We start from the raw sequence: 18,247 nt of genomic DNA on the forward strand, positions 1-18,247 counted from the left end.
GGAAGGCGTTCGCATGACCGTAGCTCCCACCGTGCCGGCGTCCCGGTCCGGTCAGGCGCGCTCTCGTGGGCCGGCCCACCTTTCGGGGCAGGGCCGGCTGGAGCGCCGCTGGGGTGTCGCGATGGCGCTGCCGGCGATCCTCGGCTTCGCGATCTTCACCATCGGGCCGATGATCGCGTCGTTCGTCTTCAGCCTGACCGACTGGACCATCGGCGGCAGCCCGTCGTTCGTCGGGCTCGGCAACTACCGCACCCTCGGCGGCGACGAGCTGTTCTGGAAGTCCCTGAGCGTCACGACGTACTACACCCTGGGAGCGGTGCCACTCGCGCTGGTGATCGGGTTCGTCGTCGCCCTGCTGCTCAACCAGAAGGTGCGCGGACTCGCCCTGTGGCGCACGATCTACTACCTGCCCACGTTGGTGCCGGCGGTGGCCAGTGCCGTGTTGTGGATCTGGATCTTCAACCCCGACTTCGGTCTGCTCAACTCCCTGCTGCGCGAGGGCGGACTGCCCACGTCGCAGTGGATCTACAGCGAGGGCGCCGCGGTGCCGTCGCTGGTCATCATGAGCACCTGGGGATTCGGCAACGCGATGGTGATCTTCCTCGCCGGGCTGCAGGGTGTGCCGCGGCATCTGTACGAGGCGGTGTCCATCGACGGCGGCGGCGTGTGGCAGCGGTTCCGGCACGTGACCCTGCCGATGATGACGCCGACCATCTTCTACAACCTGGTCACCGGCGTGATCGGCACGTTCCAGGTGTTCAACCAGGCGTACGTCATGACCCAGGGCGGTCCGAACAACGCCACGCTGTTCTACATCTACTACCTGTGGCGGACCGCGTTCACCGAGAGCCAGATGGGGTACGCGAGCGCGCTCGCCTGGATCCTCTTCATGGTGATCATGGTCATCACGTTCTTCCTGTTCCGGAACGCCCGCCGGTGGGTCTACTACGAGATGGCAGGTGCGCGATGAGTTCGGTGGCCGGTGTGAGCGGCACGCGGGGGAGGCGGATGCGTCCCGGCCGGCTGGCGCTCTACGTCGTCCTGGTGCTCGGCGCGGTCCCGACGATGCTGCCGTTCGTGTGGCTGATCCGCAGCGCGCTGATGAACGACGACCAGATCTTCGTAGCACCGCCGGACTGGATCCCGAACCCGTTCGAGTGGGCCAACTTCAGCGGGGCACTCACCGCGCAGCCGTTCCTGAGGTACTTCCTCAACACGATGGTGATCGAGTTGTTCACCGTGACGGGCACGGTGCTCACCTGTTCCGTCGCGGCGTTCAGCTTCGCCCGGCTGCGCTGGCGGGGCCGCAACGTGGTGTTCGCGTTGCTGCTCAGCAGTGTGATGCTGCCGTACGCGGTGACCCTCATCCCGACGTTCGTGATGTGGCGTTCGCTGGGCGCGCTGGACACGTTCCTTCCGCTCACGGTGCCCGCGTGGTTCGCCGGCGCCGGCGGCGGGGTGTTCAACGTCTTCCTGCTGCGGCAGTTCTTCCTGACCATCCCGTTCGAACTGGACGAGGCGGCCTACATCGACGGCGCGTCACCGTGGAAGGTGTTCGCGATGATCATCATGCCGCTGTCCAAGCCGGCGCTGGTGGTGGTGACGATCTTCACCTTCATCGGCGTGTGGAACGACTTCCTCGGGCCGTTGCTGTATCTCAGCGACGAGAGCAAGTACACCCTGGCACTGGGGCTGGCGTCGTTCCAGAGCGTCTACACCGCACAGTGGGGTTACCTGATGGCCGCGTCGGCGGCGGTGATCGCGCCGATCATCGTGCTCTTCTTCGTACTCCAGCGGTACTTCATCGAGGGCGTCACCCTGACCGGTATCAAGAGCTGACCGGCCAAGGATCCGGAGATGACGCTCACCCTGGACTTCGTGCTGCACGGGCCGACGCTGTTCGACGCGCCGGCGATCGTGGAATCCTCGGTCGACTGGTGGGCGGACTCCTTCCTGGTGGCGACTCCCGACGCGCTGATGACCCCGATCATCGAGCCGCTGTGCGCTTTCCGTTGGGGGTACGAGGTGGACGACGACGGTGTGGTGACGAGCAGGCCGCCGCGCGTCCGGTCGACAGCGGAGGCCTGGGACGAGGTCCGCGACGGCATCCAGGAGCTCCACCCAGGCTGGACCCTCAGGTCGGCGGAGGGCCGCGACTGATCAGCCCTGCTTGTCGTTGCCGGCCGGCGTCCGTCGTCGTGAGCCGGCGGTGCCACCGGCGGGCTGCGACGACCAGGTTTTTGTCCACAGGTGGCGGATCGGCTTTCCCTTGTGGACAACGGGTTAGGTGTCGGTGGCAGCCGGTAGAGTTCGAACATGCATTCGACGACGCAGGACCTTCCCGGCAGCGGTGGCCATGGCACCGTCGCCCGGTTGAAGGCTGCGGTCGGCATGTTCCGCGCCGGACTCGACGACGCCCTGTCCACCCCCACCACCTACGTCGACGCCCGCGCCCTCGGTGACCTGATCAGCGAACTGACCGTGGAGGAGTCCCGGCTCGACGCGCTGAAACTCGGATGGGTACGCCAAGCAGAGGCCTGCGACATCGGCAAAACCACCGGCGCGGCCACCACGGCGGCGTGGCTGCGCACCACCCAGCGGATGGGCACGAAGGACTCCTACGCCACCGTCAACCTGGCCCGCGACCTGGACCGCACCATCACCCTGACCGCCCGCGCCATGGCACGAGGGGAAGTCTCGTTCCGGCACGCGCAGGTCATCGCCGGAGCCATCAAAGACCTGCCCAAGTGGGTCGGCCTCGAACAACGGGTCAAGGCCGAGGAGTACCTGATCGAGGAGTCCCGGCGGCGCAACCCTGACGACGTACGCCTGCTGGGCAGGCACCTGTTGCGGGTCATCGCGCCCGAGGAATGGGAGGAGCGGCTCGGCAAGGAACTCGACGCCGCCGAACGTGCCGCCGAACGCAGCAGGTCCCTGTTCTACCGGCCCAACGGTGTTCCGGGGTCGGAGACGGTGGTGATCAAGCTACCGGTGCTGGAGATGGAACAACTCCGCAAGATCATCGAAGCGCTCGTCGCCGCCGACAAGCGTGCCGAACCCGACGACCGTCCGCTGGACCAACGCCGCGGTGACGCGTTCGCCAACCTCGTCACCAGCATGGCCGAGTGGGAAGCCTCCCCGAACCGTGGCCGCGGGCGGGACTGCGTCACCGTCCTGATCCACCTGCAGCAACTCATGAACGGCCTCGGGTTCGGCACCATCGACGACCTCAACCCCGTCCGCCCCATGCCGTGTGGCTGCCAAACCCCCGACGCCAAACGCCAGAATGCCAAGCGGAAAGCCCGCAAGCGCACCAGCACCAACGACGCCACCGGTACGAGGAACACCAAGCCCAGCGAGAAGGCCGACGGCACCGAGAACGGCGAGGAAGAAAGCGCCGAGCCCAGGAGTGGTGAGCCCAGTAGTAACGGCGAACCCAGCAACGGTGAACCCAGTGACGGTGAACCCAGTGACGGTGAACCCAGCAGCGAGAACGCTGACGACATCAGGCCTGACTCCGGTCCGGGCCAAGCAGTTACCGACCCTGAGGACACGGGCGCCCCCGGCGAAACCGCCGAGCCTGCTGAGGCCAGCGAGCCCGGCGACCACAACGACCCCAGCGACCCGGACGACACGAGCGGCCCCGGCGAAACCGTCGAGGCTGCCGACCTCGACGACCCGGACGTGACAAGCGACCCCGTCCAGCCCAACAGCCAGGCCGGTACCGGCGACCCGACGGCGGCAGCTCCCACTGCCGCGGAGACCACAGCAACCGCCCCGACAGGTCAATCAGACAAAGAGAAACCACCACCCGGCCAGCCAGACCCGACGGCCGGGGCGGCGGAGCGGATACCCGCACCGCGAGAACCCGGCCAGCCCCCACAACCGAACACCGCCACCGCAACCGAACCCGGGCCCGATCCGGAACCACATACCGGACCCGGGGACTGGGACCTCGGAGCTGAAGACGACGACGCCGAACCCGGCTTCGACGAGGGTGCGGCGGGGCCGGATGCTGCCCTCGACCCCCACGACGGGTGCAGCAAGTGCGGTGGCGGCGGGTCCGCTCGCATCACCGGCCTACGCGGGGAGCCGGTCTCGGTCGCCACGATCCGGAGGATGGCGTGCGACGCGAACATCATCCCGGTGGTCCTCAGCGGCGACGGGGAGGTCCTCGACGTGGGGATGGCCGACCGGTTCTTCACCGAAGCGCAACGCCGAGCTCTCGCGGTCCGCGACGGGTCCCACTGCCACTTCCCCGAATGCCAGGTGCCAGAACGACGTTGTGTCGCGCACCACATGACGGCCTGGGACGACTTCGGGCCGACCGACCTCGACAACGGAGTGCTCTTGTGTAAGTCCCATCACACGTTCGTGCACCACAAGGGCTGGCAGGTACGGATGGGCAGCCACGGCCACCCCGAATACATCCCGCCGGAGTGGGTGGACGTCCACCAGAAGGTGCAACGGCCATGAGTGCCGACCACGCCCCTGCCCGAAGGTGCCGCCGAAGACGGGCCGGCGGGGTCGGGACAGGCAGGATCGGGACAGGCAGGATCGGGTCAGGCGGGATCGGGTCAGGTGGGGTCGGGTCAGGCGTTCGCGGCCTTGACCGGGACTGCGAGCCCGGCGGCGTTGCGTTCCGAGGTCGCCTCGGCCGCGCCGTGACGGACCAGCAGGTCCATGCCGAGCCGAGCCCGCCGCACGCGTTCGCGGGTCAGCGCGACCGTGGTGGCTTCGAGGTGGGTACCGGCGGGGTAGACGTCCGGCGCGTTGCGCAAGCCGAACTTGACATACACCGGCGCGGCCACCTCGATCAGGCGGGGGAGTTCGTGGTGCCGGACGTAGCCGCCGAGGTTGTCCGGCGCCTCGACGTACACATCCAGCGGCACGTCCACCACGGCGCGGATCGCCGCGATCTGGGCCAGGCTCAGGTCCGTTGCCAGGTTGAGGGTGTCGGCGCCGAGGTCCTCGAGCACCCGCGCGGTGGCGGCATTGGTGACCGGCAGCATCACCGAGACCTTGGCCTGCATGTCGGCGGGCAGGTGACCCCCCGCCCGCAGCTTCCCGAACGCCGCGAGGACGCCGAGGTCGGAGATCAGCACGCTGCGGATGCCGTGCTCGGCGGCTCGGACGACGTCCTCGAGTACGGCGGACACCTGGTCCTGACCGTGCGCGGTGGCCGCGAACCCCCCACCGGCCTGCGATCGCGCGGTGGCCGAGGTGCCCCAACCGGCGCACGGGCGGGCGAACAGGCTCACCTCCACACCGGCGGACCGGGCCTGCTCGGCCATCTCGTCCAGCTCGGCGTCGGTGAGCAGGAACACCCCGCTGCCCTGGGAGATCCGGCGTACCGGCACCTCCAGGCGATCGGCCTCCTCCAGCGCCGCCTCCAGGCAGCGCGGGCCCTCGGTGCTCGGGATCTCCACCCGGTAACGCATGCCGTCGGGGAACCGTTTGGCCGAGGCGGGCAGGTCGTTCAGGTCGCCCCGGGGAAGCTCGAGGATGTCCAACAGGTGCGACGCTGGTGTCCCGCCCACGAGGTCCCCCTTGAAGAATGGGTTGTCCGGTATCTCGAACGACATCCGTATACTCGGACATCGTTGCGATGGGATCACACTGCCGTCAAGTTGCGTTCGGGTGGACGAACAACAGGACGTGATGGCAGCGGACGCGTGCGGAGGTGCGGAAGCCATGGGTCGAGCGGTGCCTGCGGTACTCCGCGCGCTGGACGTCCTCGAGCTGTTCGGGACGACCGAGGAGCTGTCCATCCCGGAGATCCACGCCCGGCTCGGCCTTCCCCGTACGACCGTCCACGAGATCGTCGGCACGCTGGTCGAGCGCTGCTACCTCGCCCCGGTGCCCGGCCAGCCGCACCGGTTCCGGCTCGGCGTGGGGGTGTTCCACCTCGGCTCCGCCTACGCCGAACGCCTCGACCTCGCCCGGGAGGGCCAGGCCGCCGCGGAGGAGGTCGCGGCCGCGTGCGACGAGACCGTGCACGTGGCGGTGCTGGAGGGCCGGGAGGTCGTGTACGTCGCGAAGGTGGACAGCACACACCCGGTCCGGATGGTGTCCGCGGTCGGCCGCCGGCTGCCCGCCCACTGCACGGCGGTCGGCCTGATGCTGCTGGCCCGGCTGGAGCAGCGCGCCCTCGACACGCTGTTCCCACCCGGACGCCGGCTGGCAGGGCTGACCGGCCGCAGCCTGACCACCTCGCGGCAGTTGCGCGAACGCCTCGACGCGGTCCGCGCCGACGGTCTGGCACAGGAGTACTGCGAGTCCAACGAGGCGGTCGCCTGCGTGGCCGCGCCGGTCGCCGACCACACCGGAGCCACCGTCGCCGCGATGAGCATCTCCGTCCCGACCGTCCGCTGGTCACCCGAACGCGCCACGGAGCTGGCGGGTCTGGCGCGGCAGGGTGCGAGCGCGTTGTCCGGCCGGCTGGGGCATGTTCCGGCCGTCGTGGCGGAAGTGGCGGACCGGGGCGAGACGTTCCGGTGATTCTTTGCAAGACTTGCGCAGACCGCCATACATCAGATGACTGTCAGTTGACTGGCTGAGGAGGTCCCGTGGAGATCGTCCGATACGCCGATCGCAGCGACCGTGCGGTCCGGGTAGGAATCCGACGAGCCGGCCAGGTGAGTCCGCTGGCCGGTGTCACCAGCGTCAGCGCGCTGCTGCGGCTGCCCCTCGCGGAGCTGCGCGGCCTGCTGGAAGGCGCCGGAGCCGGCGCGAAGACCCTGGACGAGTCGCAGGTACTTTTGCTTCCGCCGGTCGACGGGCTGACCGAGGTGTGGGCCTCCGGCGTGACGTACGAGCGCTCGATGGCCGCCCGGGTCGAGGAGAGCAGCCAGAAGGACGCCTACCAGAAGGTGTACGAGGCGGAGCGACCCGAACTCTTCTTCAAGGCGCCGGCCTGGCGGGTCGTCACCGACGGGGAGCCCGTCGCGATCCGCGCCGACTCCGGTCTGGACGTGCCCGAACCCGAGCTCGGCGTGGTCGCCAACGCGCACGGCGAGATCGTCGGGTACGTCACCTGCAACGACATGAGCTCACGTTCCATCGAGGGCGAGAACCCGCTCTATCTCCCGCAGGCCAAGGTCTACGCCGGCAGCTGCGCGATCTCGACCGGCATCCGGCCCGCGTGGGAGATCCCCGACGCCACCTCGCTCGACATCACCCTCGCCGTCGTCCGCGACGGCCAGACCGCCTGGAAGGGCGAGACGTCGACCGCGCGGATGCACCGCGACCTGGAGACGCTGGTCGACTACCTGTTCCGCGGTGACGCCCACCCGGCCGGCGCGTTCCTCGCCACCGGCACCGGGATCATCCCGGAGATGTCGTTCACCCTCGCCGGCGGTGACCGCGTGGACATCGAGGTCGCCGGGGTCGGCGTACTGTCCAATCCGGTGGTGGTCGGCAAGGAGTCACTGTCGTGGCTCGTCGACGCCCTGTCCGATCCGTTTGCCCGGGAGGTAGCCCGATGACCGCACCCACGACCGCTCCGAGCCCCACGACACCCGCGGAACTGGAGTCGATCCTCGCCGCTGCCACCGAAGCCGCGGGTCCGCTCGGCGCCCTGCGACCGGCCGAACGCGCCCGGCTGCTGCGGGCCGTGGCCGACGCGCTCGACGCGGCCGCGGACGAGCTCGTGCCCCTGGCGATGGAGGAGTCGCACCTGGCCGAGGCCCGCCTGAAGGGCGAGCTGACCCGGACGACGTTCCAGCTGCGGCTGTTCGGCGAGGTGCTGGAGGAAGGCTCCTACCTCGAGGCGATCGTCGACCAGTCCGACCCCGACTGGGGCATGGGCCCGCGTCCGGACCTGCGCCGCATGCTGGTGCCACTCGGGCCGGTGCTGGTCTACGCCGCCAGCAACTTCCCGTTCGCTTTCAGCGTGGCCGGTGGCGACACCGCCTCCGGGCTCGCGGCCGGAAACCCGATCATCGTCAAGGCCCACTCGGGGCACCCGCGGCTGTCGCAGCGGACCGGCGAGATCGTCCGCGGCGCGCTGGCCGAGGCGGGTGCGCCGGACGGCACGTTCGCCGTGATCTTCAACTTCGAACGCGGTGTCGAGGCGCTGAAGGACCCGCGGATCAAGGCGGGCTCGTTCACCGGCTCCATTCCCGGCGGGCGGGCACTGTTCGACATCGCCTCCCAGCGTCCGGACCCGATCCCGTTCTACGGCGAGCTGGGCAGCCTCAACCCGGTGTTCGTGACCCCCGGCGCGGTCAAGGCACGCGGGGACGAGATCGCCTCCGGCTTCGTCGCCTCGGCGACCCTCGGCGCCGGTCAGTTCTGCACCAAGCCGGGCCTGTTGTTCGTCCCCGCCGGGCACGGACTGGACGAGGCGATCGTCGCGGCGGCCGGTGACGTGGCGCCCGCGCCGCTGCTGAACAAGCGGATCGCCGAGGGCTACGACGAGGGGCTGCCGAAGCTGGTCGGCACGCCGGGCGTGACGACGCTCGTCCAGGCATCCGGAGTGGACGGCCTGGTGGTCGGGCCGACGCTGGCGAAGACGACCGTCCCGGTGCTGCTGGACAACGCCGACACGCTGCTCGAGGAGTGCTTCGGACCCTTCTCGCTGGTGGTGGAGTACGACGGCCAGGACGAGCTGCGCCGGGCCGCGGAGGCCTTCGGCGGCAACCTCACCGCGACCATCCACGGCGAGGAGTCCGACACCGGTGAGCTCGGCTGGCTGATGGACCTGCTGCGCGACCGGGCCGGCCGGATCCTGTGGGGTGGCTGGCCGACCGGTGTCTCGGTGACGTACGCCATGCAGCACGGCGGATCCTGGCCCGCCACCACGGCGTCCCTGCACACGTCGGTGGGCACCACCGCGATCCGCAGGTTCCTGCGGCCGGTGAGCTACCAGACGATGCCGGAGGAACTCCTCCCGGAGGCGCTGCACGACCGCAACGTGCTGGGCATCCCACGTCGTGTCAACGGCACCTTGACAAAGGACGACGTGCCGGCGTGACCTCCGACCGGGTGAGCGGCGGGGACGCGACCGGCGACGGCGTGGGCGGCGAGCAGGTGAGCGGCGAGGACCTGTCCGGCAGACGGGTCCTGGTGGCCGGCGCGAGCAGCGGGATGGGCCGCGCCACCGCGCTCGCCGCCGCCCGGGCAGGTGCTCGGCTGGTGCTGTTCGCCCGGCGGGCCGACGCGCTCACCAAGCTGGCCGAGGAGATCGGCGTCGCCGGTGGAGCGGCGCTGGTCGTCGCCGGTGACGCCACCGATGCCGATGCCGCCGGCCGCGCCGTCGACGTGGCGGTGCGGGAGTACGGCGGTCTCGACGTACTCGTCAACAGCGTGGGCACCAACGTGCGCGAGCGGTCCCTGGCCCGGCTGGACCCGGCCGGATGGCGCGAGCTGCTGTCGACCAACCTGGACGCGGCGTACGTCCTCACCCAGGCGGTGCTGCCGACGTTCCGCGCGCAGGGCGACGGCCTACTCGTGCACATCTCGTCCTCGGCGGCCAAGCGCCCGGACGCGTCCGGCGTCGGATACCAGGCCAGCAAGGCAGGTGTGGCCGCGCTCGCGCACGCCACGATGGAGGAGGAGCGGGCGAACGGCATCCGGGTCAGCGTTCTCTTCCCGGGGTTCACCGACACCCCGATGGTCGAACGCCGGCCGGTGGCGCCGACCCCCGAACAGCTCGCCGCCGCGCTGGCGCCGGACGACGTCGCCCGGATGTGTCTCGCCGTGATGGCGTTGCCCGGCAGGGCGTACGTACCGGAGTTGTTGCTCTACCCCAGCCGGCCTTAGGTCGTGCCCCGGGACGCCCGGGCGCGCCGTGAGGGAGGTGGTGCGAATGTCGACCGACGCACGTGCGGTGGTGGCGGTCCTGCTGACCGACAGGACCCGCGCGATGGTGCTGACCCCGGCGGCCGAAGGCCTGCTCACCGCCGCGGCGCGGGTGCGGTGGGCGCAGGGGCCACCCGGTGAGTGGGACCTGCGAGAGCTGCTGGACGGTGCGGTCGCCTGCCTGACCGGGTGGGGTACGCCACCGATCACCGAGCAGGCGCTGGCGAACGCCCCCGACCTGCGGCTGGTGGCGCACACCGCGGGCAGCATCCGGGCGCTGGTCCCGCAGGACGCGGTGGGCGGCCGGCTGACGGTGTGCCAGTCGGCCGGGCTGATCGCGGACTCGGTGGCCGAGCTCGTCATCGCGCAGATCCTGTCGGTGTTGCGTGACCTGCCCGCCCTCGACGCCGGCCTGCGCACCAGGCAGGGATGGGGCGAGCTCCGGGAGCGCCACCCCGGCCGGCTGCTCGGTGCCCGGACCGTCGGAGTGGTGGGTGCCAGCCGCACCGGCCGGGCGGTGATCGGCCTGCTGCGGGCGTTCGGCGCGCGGGTGCTCGTCGCCGACCCGTTGCTGACAACGGCGGAGGCGGACGACCTCGGCGTGACCCTGGTGGAGCTGGACGACCTGCTGCGGGACAGCGAGGTGGTGACGCTGCACGCGCCGCTGCTGCCGCGGACCGAAGGCCTGCTCGGCGCCGGGGAACTCGCGCTGCTGGCCGACGGCGCGCTGCTCGTCAACGCGGCACGGGGTGGCCTGGTCGACGCGGACGCCCTGGCGGCGGAGCTTCGGTCGGGCCGGATCCGGGCCGCGCTGGACGTGTTCCCCACCGAACCGCTGGCGCCGGACAGTCCGTGGCGGCAGGTGCCGAACGCGATTCTGTCCCCGCACACCGCCGGCCACACCGTCGACTCCCACGTCCGGCAGGGCCAGGCGATGGTGGAGGACGTCGTCGCGTTCCTGCGCGGCGAACCCCCGCGGTACGCCGTCGCGGCCGACTCCGTGGCCGTGCTCGCCTGATTCACCAGCGCAGCTCGTCCCCCAGCAGATTGCCATGAACCCTCAACCCCGAAGAGGAGAACGCACATGAGCATCGACCTGTCCGGCCGATCGGCACTCGTCACCGGCGGCGCCACCGGCATCGGGCGCGGTGTCGCGCTCGCGCTGGCGGACGCCGGCGCCGACGTGGCGGTGACCTACCGCAGCCACGACGGCGCGGCGGTGGCGAAGGAGATCGCCGCACTGGGCCGCCGGTCCGCGGCGTACGAACTCGACGCGTCCGACAGCAGGCAGGTCGACGCGGTGGTAGACGCCACGGCCGGGGAGTTCGGCGGAAGCCTGGACATCCTGGTGAACAACGCCGGCGGGATGATCGGCCGGCAGCCGGTCGCCGGCATGTCCGACGAGCACTGGCACCAGGTGATCGACGTCAACCTGTTCAGCGCGTTCGCCTGCAGCCGCGCGGCGCTGCGGCACCTGCCCGACGGCGGCCGGATCGTCAACATCTCCTCCCTCGCCGGCCGCAACGGCGGTGGCCCGGGCGCGGCCGCCTACGGTGCCGCCAAGGCCGGCATGCACGGCCTCACCCGTGGGCTGGCCAAGGAGGTCGGGCCACGTGGCATCACCGTCAACGCGGTGGCACCGGGCCTGATCCTGGACACGCCGTTCCACGAGGCGTTCACCCCGCCGGACCAGCAGCAGGCGACGATCGACGCCACGCCGCTGCGCCGTGCGGGCTTCCCCGACGACGTGGCCGGCGCGGTGCTCTACCTCGTCTCCGACCTCGGCGCGTTCTGCACCGGCGCGGTCATCGACCTCAACGGCGGAACGTACTTCAGCTGATCCGGCGCGGCACCGTCGGCCCGGCCCGCGTCACTCCGGGCGGGCCGACGGTGCTCAGGTTGCTCAGGTTGTCAACGGTGCAGTGCTTACGTTGTCAACGGCGCCGACGGTGTTGACAACGGTGACGAGGTTGACGGTGCGCGGATGAACGCCGCCTGCCGCCGCGCGACCTCCTCCAGCAGGCCCTCCAGCGAGGCGGCCGGGCCGAGCATCCGCTGCAGCTCCCGCTGGGCCACCTGGTCGACGCCGCGGTCGAGGTCGGTGCCGTACAGCTCCTCCGCCGCCTCCAGGTGCACCCGCATCGCCTCGGCGGCCGCGGCCGCGTCGTGGTCGCGGATCGCCTCCCAGATCGGATCGTGGCGGGGCGTACCGGCCTGGCGCACCTGCCGGTCGGACAGGCTGCGCAGCATCAGCTCGAACGTCAGCGTGGTGATCGACGCGTACATCGACTCCAGCACGGTGTTGTGGCCGGCGTGCATGACCAGCGCGTGGAAGGCGAGGTCGAGCCGGGCCTGTTCCAGGACGTACGTCGTGATCTTCAGGTCGTCCAGGCACCGGCGCATCGCCTCCACCTCGACCTCGGTCGCGTTGGTGGCGGCCAGTGCGGCGGCCTGGGTCTCCAGCATCGAGCGGGCCTCGGTGAGCTCGCGCACGGTGGTGTTGCGCCGCCGGTAGGACGTGTCCAGCGACCGTGCGCCGTCGCTGGCCTGCGCCTCACGGACGTAGGTGCCCCGGGACGGCAGGATCTCCACGAACCCGCGTTCGGCGAGTCCGCGCAACACCTCCCGCACGATCGGGCGGGACAGGCCGAACCTCCGGGCGAGTTCGCGTTCGGGTGGCAACTTCGTGCCGGATGCGATCCGCCCGGCGAGTATCTCGTCGAGCAGATGTGTGGACAGGCTGTCGCGAGTATGCGGGCTCACCGGGTCCCCCTTTGACCAACGAGCCGGACCGTCTGACGGGTCTGTCGTTCCTTCAGTTGTCGCGTCGGCTTGTGCGTGCGCCGAACGCCGCGGGGTCCGGGCGTCGTTCGGGCTGTGAGTCACGTACGTCGTACGTCGGTGCTGCCGTCGGTACGTCAGTACGTCAATGCGGTGCGTCGGTGCGTCAGTCGAACAGCTTCTGCGCCTGCTGGACGATCGTGATCAGGCCGAGCGTGCCGTAGAACGCGACAGCCAGAGCAATGATGATCGTACGAAACCTTCGGATCGAGATGGCAACCGGTAGCGATCTTTTGTTCATCACGATGAGCAGGACGCCGTAGATGGCCATCATCACCCCGCTCACACAGGAGGAGATGACCAGCAGCACAAGGGGTTGGTTCAGGCCCGCCAGCAGGACGGCACAGCCGAACGCGACCAGCCCCCACACCAGCCAGAAGTAGACGCGGCTCTCGGAGATGCCGCGGCGGCGGAGGTAGACCGTGGCCAGCAGGTCGGCCGCGAGCCGGCTGGTGTAGTCGATGATGCCCATCGCCGCCGCGAACAACGAGTAGGCGCCGATGACCCAGAAGAAGTAGCCGAACCACGGGCCGATCCGGTCCTGCAGCGCCGCGCCCTCGACCTGCAGGAAACCGATGTCCTGGCTGAGTCCCGTACGGCCGAACACCGTCGAGAACGCCAGCATCGACATGAAGCCGATGGTGAAGCAGGTGATGAGGACGAACGTCGCCGCCTGCTCGATGTTGGCGAACTTCCACCAGCCCCGCCAGCGGGTGAGGTTGGCCTCGTTCGGCTCGAACGTGTACGCCGACGGGGCGCCGGAGTCCTTGCCGGTGACAGTGCTCACCAACTGCGGTGCGTAGGCGCCCATCCCGAACCGCTTGTCCCGGATCCAGTTGCTCTGGCAGAGGTTCTGCCCGCCGCCGGCGCCGGCGTAGGCGATCGCGCCGAGCATCAGCGCGAAGTCGAGGTCGGGGAACCGGCCGAAGTGGGTCACCGCCGAGCCGAGCCCGCGCCAGGTGTCCGCGGTGAACGCGAAGATGATGGCGCCGGCGATCAGGATCGTGATCGCCACCAGCTTCACCACGATGACGCGTTCGAGCGCGGTGTAGACCACCGGCGCGAGGGTGAGCACCAGGCCGCACACGACCAGGATGCCGATCGCGATCGCGGTGACGTTGCCGCCCACGATGTACGTCACCATCGTGGCCGAACTCGTCGCCCATCCCGGCCAGAGGTTGGCGAAGTAGGTCAGCACCGCGAAGACCAGGCCCCAGTGTTTCCACATCCGGCTGAAGCCCGTCAGCGCCGTCTCCCCGGTGGCGAGGGTGTAGCGCTCGATCTCCATGTTGAGGAACCACTGGGTGATGACACCGAGCACGGCTCCCCACAGGAAGACCAGCCCGATCTGGGAGGAGATGTAGGGCCACAGGATGAACTCACCCGAGGCCAGGCCCACCCCGGCACCGACGAGCCCGGGACCGATGACCCGCCAGGTCTGCGTGGGCGGTGCGGGCAACTCGCGCACCTGTGCACCGGGAAGGTGCTTGGTGGACAGCGCAGACGTGGGCTCGGACTCCCCACCGGTCGAACGGGACACGGTCATGCGTCGTCCTTTCCGACAAATGTGCGAGATCTGGACGAAACGCTGCGCGTTCAGTGAACCGCCAGTACGCCGAGTGGTCAAGCCGGTCGGCTCGGTGGCCTTTCGCCGGAGTGTGAACGCTGCTTGGCGTTTCGGGTAGCCGGCGCGTGGCCGGATCCGGCCAGACGTACGAATGGCGAACGCATGCCGAACGAACGACGCATGCCGGCGGGCAGTGGGATGTGATGCCGGGGCAGTCGCCCGGTCCCGGCTCGCTGTCAAGGAGAAGTTGACAGCAGGGAGAGGGGGCCGTGGGTGCTGCCGGACCCGGGGAGATGGGGGCGCGGCCGGTCCCGGGCAGGATCCTCGCGTCCGCCCGCGGCCCGGTGACCGCCCGGCCGGTGGCCCTTAGACTGCGGAAGCCGGACGGCGCGTACGGCGAACCCTCGAGGAGGCACCCGCGTGAGCTTGCAGCAGGCGATGGAGATCTGCCCGGCGGTGGCGATCCTGCGGTCGGCGTCGGCCGCGCGCTACACCGAGGTCACCGACGTTCTGGTGGACGCGGGCATCCGGGCGGTTGAGTTCACGTTCACCGCACCCGACGTCGCCGACGCCATCCGTTCCTACGCCGCGCGCAAGCCCGCCGACGTCGCGCTCGGCGCCGGCACGGTCCTCACCCCCGAACAGGCCCGCGAGGCGGTCGACGCGGGTGCGACGTACCTCATCTCACCGACGGTCTGCCTCGACGTCATCGAGGAGGCCAACCGGCTCGGCGTACCCGTCCTGCCGGGCGCGGCCACTCCCACCGAGATCCTCACCGCGTGGCGGGCGGGTGCGGCGATGGTGAAGGTGTTCCCGGCGTCGGCACTCGGCGGACCGGCGTACCTCAAGGCGATCCGCGGTCCGCTGCCCGACATCCCCCTCGTGCCCACCGGCGGCGTGGACGTCGACAACGCGGGCGCCTACCTGCGGGCCGGCGCGGTCGCGGTGGGCGTGGGCAGTCCGCTGGTGGCCGACGCCTGCGAGCCGGGCGGCGACCTTGACGCCCTCGCGCGGCGGGCACGCACCCTGGTGGCCGGCGTGGGCGGCACCCTCGACGCGAGCGCGGCGGGCCGCGCATGACCGGTCCGGCGGGCGGTCCGGTCGATGTGGTGACGCTCGGCGAGACGATGGCACTGGTCGCCGCCACCACCACCGGTTCGTTCGCGGTCGGTGCTCCGGCCCGGATCTCCTTCGGCGGCGCGGAGACCAACGTCGCCATCGGCCTGAGCCGGCTGGGGCACAGCGCGACCTGGATCGGCCGGCTCGGCGCCGACCCACTCGGCCACCTCGTCAAGGACGCCCTGCGTGGCGAGGGTGTGGACGTCTCCCACGTGCGGACCGACACCGAGGTGCCCACCGGGCTGATGCTGCGCGAGCACCGCACCGCCGACCGGGTACGCGTGAGCTACTACCGCCGCGGGCTGGCGGGGTCCCGGCTGGCTCCTGCCGACGTCGACACCGACCTGGTGGCCGCGGCCCGGGTCCTGCACGTCTCCGGGATCACCCCCGCGCTGTCGGAGTCTGCCCGTGCCGCCGTGCACACCGCGGTCGACGCGGCCCGCGCGGTCGGCGTACCCGTGTCGTTCGACTTCAACTACCGCGCCGCCCTGTGGTCGGTGACCGAGGCCGGTGCCGCCTTCCGCGAGCTCGTCGCCGCCGCCGACCTGGTCTTCGCCGGTGACGAGGAGGCGGCCATGGTGGTGCCCGCCGGCTCGGTCGAGGAGGTGGCCAAGGAACTGGCCGCGCTCGGGCCGGCGCAGGTGGTGCTCAAGCGCGGTGCGGCCGGTGCGTACGCCGTGGTGGACGGGGAGAGCTTCACCGAGCCCGCGCTCGCGGTCAGCCTGATCGACCCGGTGGGCGCCGGCGACGCGTTCGTCGCGGGCTACCTGTCCGCGACACTGGACGGGCTGGACCCCGCGCAGCGGCTGCGCCGGGGCAACGTGTGCGGAGCCTTCGCGGTCTCGGTCGCCGGTGACTGGGAGGGACTCCCGCGCCGGTCCGAACTCGCCACCATGGACGCCACCGAGAACGTCGCCCGCTGACCGCCGGGGTCCGCAGGACAGACCCTGGTCAGCCGCGGGGCAGCGACCGGGCCAGCAGCAGGGCCACGTCGTCGTCGTACCCGCCCGGCGGCCGCAACGCGTCGATCACCTGGTCGCACAGGCCCTCCAGGCTGCCCGAGGCTCTGGCCAGCGCGTCCACCAGCGCGTCGATGCCGGCGTCGACGTCGCGCCGGCGGTTCTCCACCAGCCCGTCGGTGTAGAACGCGACCGTCGTCTCCACGGGCAGCGCGACGACGTGCTCGGGCGCGGTCCGCGCCGGCGCCGCCGACGAGGCGCCCACGCCCAGAGGCAGCCCGGCCTCGTGGTCCAGCCGGCGCGCCTTGCCGTTCCCGTCGACGGTGAGCAGCGGGAGGTGCCCGGCCGAGGCGTACGTCAGCGTCCCGCGCGCGGCGTCGAACACGGCGTACGCGCAGGTGACGATCTCGGTGTCGCCCAGGTCGGCGACCACGCCGTCGAGCAGGGCGAGGATCTCCTTGGGCCGCAGGTCCTGGCGGGCGTAGGCGCGCACCGCCGTGCGTACCTGCCCCATGAACGTCGCCGCCCGCAGCCCGCGGCCCATCACGTCGCCGATGACCAGCGCGGTACGGGCGGGCCCGAGCGGAATGACGTCGTACCAGTCGCCGCCGACCTCGGCCTCCTCCGCACCCGGGAAGTAGCGGGTGGCCACCTCGAGTTCCCGGGGCGGGTTGATCCATGCCGGCAGCAGACTGCGCTGCAGGGTGAGGGCGGTACGCCGCTGCCGGCGTTCGCTGTCGGCGAGGTTGCGGGCCAGCCGGCGTTCGGCGTCGAACAGCCGGGCGTTCTCGATGCTCTGCGCCGCCCGGGTGGCGACCTGTTCGAGCACGGCGAGGTCCTCACCGGGCGCGAGGTCGCGGCCGTAGGCGTGACCCGGGCCGAGCAGGGTGAGGACGCCGATCACCCGGCCCCGGGTGACCAGTGGCACCGCGACGAAACCGGATCCCCGGGTCGCCTCCTGCACCACCGCGTGCGCTCCCGGGTCGGCGTACATCTGGGCCAGGGCGTCCGGGTCGGCGGTGGAGAGCACCGCCGGGCGCCCGGTGAACACCGCGCGCATCGCCGGGTGGCCGTCGCGCTGGGACCCGCCGAGCCCGCGGATCCGCTCGACCAGCGCCTGCCGGGCGGGCTCGGACGCGCGGACGTAGACGCGATCGAGGCGGCGGCCGTCCCACAGGTCGATGATGCACAGCGTCCCGAAGCGCGGGACGACCAGGTCGCCGACCGTCTCCATCGTCATGCCCACGTCGAGGGAGGATGCGAGCCGGCTGCTGGCATGCACGACGTAGGCGAGCCGGTCGCGGACGTGTTCGAGCTCGGCCCGCGCGGTCCGCTCGGCGCGGAGCAGGGCGGCTCGTTCGGCGCGCAGCAACGCGGCCCGGTCGTCGCCGCGGACCGTACCCGCCGGGTCTGGGCCGTCCGGTCCGTTCGGTCCGTCCGGACCGGACCGGCCGAGCTCGGCGAAGACCGCGAGCACCTCTCCGACCGCGCCGTGCGCACTGTCGTTGCCGCCGCCGCTGTTCCCGTTGCCGGCGCCGCTGTTCCCGCCGTCACCGGCCAGGGCGCGTGCCCGGACCGCGCAGACCACCGCGTGCCCGTCGCGATGCCGCAGGGGTACGGCGCCCTCCCAGGTGCCGTTCACCGCGAGCTTGGCCAGCAGGTCCCGGGCGGTGGAGTGGGAGGTCGGCGCGACCATCGCGGTCAGCACCTCCTGGCCCAGCGCCTCCTCCGCCGGCCAGCCGAGGACGGATTCGGCGGCGGCGTTCCAGAGCGCGATCCGGCCGCGCTCGTCGACCAGGACGATCGCGTTCGCGCTGAGTTCGAGGACGGCGTCGATCAGCTCCCGTTCGAGCGGTCTGGTCACGCCGGGTGCACCTTCCATTGCGGAGCATCATGCCGGTTCACGGCGCGGTACGTAGGGTTGATGCCGGATCACGCAAGGTCAGCCCGGCCGGGA

At 71.0% G+C, this 18,247-nt stretch carries 16 protein-coding genes; 12 read left to right on the forward strand and 4 right to left on the reverse strand.

Features of this window, described 5'->3' with window-relative positions; translation table 11 throughout:
- Window positions 1–13: 13 nt before the first annotated feature.
- The 4 genes from FHR37_RS00240 (at window position 14) to FHR37_RS00255 (ending at window position 4,476) form a co-directional block, all read left to right on the forward strand.
- The gene (locus FHR37_RS00240; RefSeq protein ID WP_092880151.1) at window positions 14–970 is read left to right on the forward strand and encodes a carbohydrate ABC transporter permease; all 957 of its coding nucleotides are present in this window, start codon (window positions 14–16) and stop codon (window positions 968–970) included.
- A complete protein-coding gene (locus tag FHR37_RS00245; protein WP_092880154.1) occupies window positions 967–1,839 on the forward strand; it encodes a carbohydrate ABC transporter permease in 873 nt (290 codons plus the stop codon). Before FHR37_RS00240 ends, FHR37_RS00245 begins: the two co-directional genes overlap by 4 nt.
- Window positions 1,840–1,857: 18 nt before the next feature.
- Entirely contained in the window at window positions 1,858–2,160 is a 303-nt protein-coding gene (locus tag FHR37_RS00250; protein WP_092880157.1) for a hypothetical protein, read from the forward strand.
- A 156-nt stretch (window positions 2,161–2,316) separates the two neighbouring features.
- Window positions 2,317–4,476 carry an HNH endonuclease signature motif containing protein gene (locus tag FHR37_RS00255; RefSeq protein ID WP_179770966.1) on the forward strand — a complete coding sequence of 720 codons (2,160 nt, stop codon included), beginning with the start codon at window positions 2,317–2,319 and terminating at the stop codon, window positions 4,474–4,476.
- Between the two features lie 116 nt (window positions 4,477–4,592).
- On the opposite strand, the gene FHR37_RS00260 is transcribed toward FHR37_RS00255, so the two are convergent.
- Window positions 4,593–5,540 carry a U32 family peptidase gene (locus tag FHR37_RS00260; protein ID WP_237768527.1) on the reverse strand — a complete coding sequence of 316 codons (948 nt, stop codon included), beginning with the start codon at window positions 5,538–5,540 and terminating at the stop codon, window positions 4,593–4,595.
- A 154-nt stretch (window positions 5,541–5,694) separates the two neighbouring features.
- Between FHR37_RS00260 and FHR37_RS00265 the strand changes: the two genes are divergently transcribed.
- The 6 genes from FHR37_RS00265 (at window position 5,695) to FHR37_RS00290 (ending at window position 11,644) form a co-directional block, all read left to right on the forward strand.
- The gene (locus tag FHR37_RS00265) at window positions 5,695–6,501 is read left to right on the forward strand and encodes an IclR family transcriptional regulator (RefSeq protein WP_092880166.1); all 807 of its coding nucleotides are present in this window, start codon (window positions 5,695–5,697) and stop codon (window positions 6,499–6,501) included.
- A 68-nt stretch (window positions 6,502–6,569) separates the two neighbouring features.
- Complete coding sequence (locus FHR37_RS00270; protein WP_092880169.1) at window positions 6,570–7,487, forward strand: fumarylacetoacetate hydrolase family protein; 918 nt, start codon at window positions 6,570–6,572, stop codon at window positions 7,485–7,487.
- A complete protein-coding gene (locus FHR37_RS00275; RefSeq protein ID WP_092880172.1) occupies window positions 7,484–8,977 on the forward strand; it encodes an aldehyde dehydrogenase (NADP(+)) in 1,494 nt (497 codons plus the stop codon). Before FHR37_RS00270 ends, FHR37_RS00275 begins: the two co-directional genes overlap by 4 nt.
- On the forward strand, window positions 8,974–9,765 hold the full coding sequence (locus FHR37_RS00280) for an SDR family oxidoreductase (RefSeq protein WP_237768528.1): 792 nt from the start codon (window positions 8,974–8,976) through the stop codon (window positions 9,763–9,765). The genes FHR37_RS00275 and FHR37_RS00280 overlap by 4 nt, the downstream gene beginning before the upstream one ends.
- Window positions 9,766–9,811: 46 nt before the next feature.
- Window positions 9,812–10,822, forward strand: a complete 1,011-nt coding sequence (locus FHR37_RS00285) for a hydroxyacid dehydrogenase (protein WP_092880176.1) — start codon at window positions 9,812–9,814, stop codon at window positions 10,820–10,822.
- 66 nt (window positions 10,823–10,888) lie between these two features.
- Window positions 10,889–11,644 carry an SDR family NAD(P)-dependent oxidoreductase gene (locus tag FHR37_RS00290; RefSeq protein WP_092880179.1) on the forward strand — a complete coding sequence of 252 codons (756 nt, stop codon included), beginning with the start codon at window positions 10,889–10,891 and terminating at the stop codon, window positions 11,642–11,644.
- Window positions 11,645–11,730: 86 nt separating this feature from the next.
- Here the strand turns inward: FHR37_RS00290 and FHR37_RS00295 are convergent, their stop codons facing one another.
- Window positions 11,731–12,567, reverse strand: coding sequence for a FadR/GntR family transcriptional regulator (locus FHR37_RS00295; protein WP_139238775.1), 837 nt, complete (start codon window positions 12,565–12,567; stop codon window positions 11,731–11,733).
- Window positions 12,568–12,751: 184 nt separating this feature from the next.
- Window positions 12,752–14,191, reverse strand: a complete 1,440-nt coding sequence (locus FHR37_RS00300; protein WP_092880185.1) for an Nramp family divalent metal transporter — start codon at window positions 14,189–14,191, stop codon at window positions 12,752–12,754.
- Between the two features lie 441 nt (window positions 14,192–14,632).
- Between FHR37_RS00300 and FHR37_RS00305 the strand changes: the two genes are divergently transcribed.
- Together FHR37_RS00305 and FHR37_RS00310 are read left to right on the forward strand one after the other, a co-directional pair.
- The gene (locus FHR37_RS00305; protein ID WP_092880188.1) at window positions 14,633–15,292 is read left to right on the forward strand and encodes a bifunctional 4-hydroxy-2-oxoglutarate aldolase/2-dehydro-3-deoxy-phosphogluconate aldolase; all 660 of its coding nucleotides are present in this window, start codon (window positions 14,633–14,635) and stop codon (window positions 15,290–15,292) included.
- Entirely contained in the window at window positions 15,289–16,254 is a 966-nt protein-coding gene (locus FHR37_RS00310; RefSeq protein ID WP_179770967.1) for a sugar kinase, read from the forward strand. The genes FHR37_RS00305 and FHR37_RS00310 overlap by 4 nt, the downstream gene beginning before the upstream one ends.
- Before the next feature lie 28 nt (window positions 16,255–16,282).
- On the opposite strand, the gene FHR37_RS00315 is transcribed toward FHR37_RS00310, so the two are convergent.
- A complete protein-coding gene (locus tag FHR37_RS00315; protein WP_175542809.1) occupies window positions 16,283–18,154 on the reverse strand; it encodes a SpoIIE family protein phosphatase in 1,872 nt (623 codons plus the stop codon).
- Window positions 18,155–18,247: the final 93 nt, after the last annotated feature.

This window comes from Actinopolymorpha cephalotaxi, from assembly GCF_013408535.1.
Taxonomy (GTDB): domain Bacteria; phylum Actinomycetota; class Actinomycetes; order Propionibacteriales; family Actinopolymorphaceae; genus Actinopolymorpha; species Actinopolymorpha cephalotaxi.

Excerpts from the sequence above, each read along its gene's own strand:
- FHR37_RS00240 (WP_092880151.1), top strand. The coding sequence starts at position 14 with ATGACCGTAGCTCCCACCGTGCCGGCGTCCCGGTCCGGTCAGGCGCGC.
- FHR37_RS00245 (WP_092880154.1), top strand. The coding sequence starts at position 967 with ATGAGTTCGGTGGCCGGTGTGAGCGGCACGCGGGGGAGGCGGATGCGT.
- FHR37_RS00250 (WP_092880157.1), top strand. The coding sequence starts at position 1,858 with ATGACGCTCACCCTGGACTTCGTGCTGCACGGGCCGACGCTGTTCGAC.
- FHR37_RS00255 (WP_179770966.1), top strand. The coding sequence starts at position 2,317 with ATGCATTCGACGACGCAGGACCTTCCCGGCAGCGGTGGCCATGGCACC.
- FHR37_RS00265 (WP_092880166.1), top strand. The coding sequence starts at position 5,695 with ATGGGTCGAGCGGTGCCTGCGGTACTCCGCGCGCTGGACGTCCTCGAG.
- FHR37_RS00275 (WP_092880172.1), top strand. The coding sequence starts at position 7,484 with ATGACCGCACCCACGACCGCTCCGAGCCCCACGACACCCGCGGAACTG.
- FHR37_RS00285 (WP_092880176.1), top strand. The coding sequence starts at position 9,812 with ATGTCGACCGACGCACGTGCGGTGGTGGCGGTCCTGCTGACCGACAGG.
- FHR37_RS00290 (WP_092880179.1), top strand. The coding sequence starts at position 10,889 with ATGAGCATCGACCTGTCCGGCCGATCGGCACTCGTCACCGGCGGCGCC.
- FHR37_RS00300 (WP_092880185.1), bottom strand. The coding sequence starts at position 14,191 with ATGACCGTGTCCCGTTCGACCGGTGGGGAGTCCGAGCCCACGTCTGCG.
- FHR37_RS00310 (WP_179770967.1), top strand. The coding sequence starts at position 15,289 with ATGACCGGTCCGGCGGGCGGTCCGGTCGATGTGGTGACGCTCGGCGAG.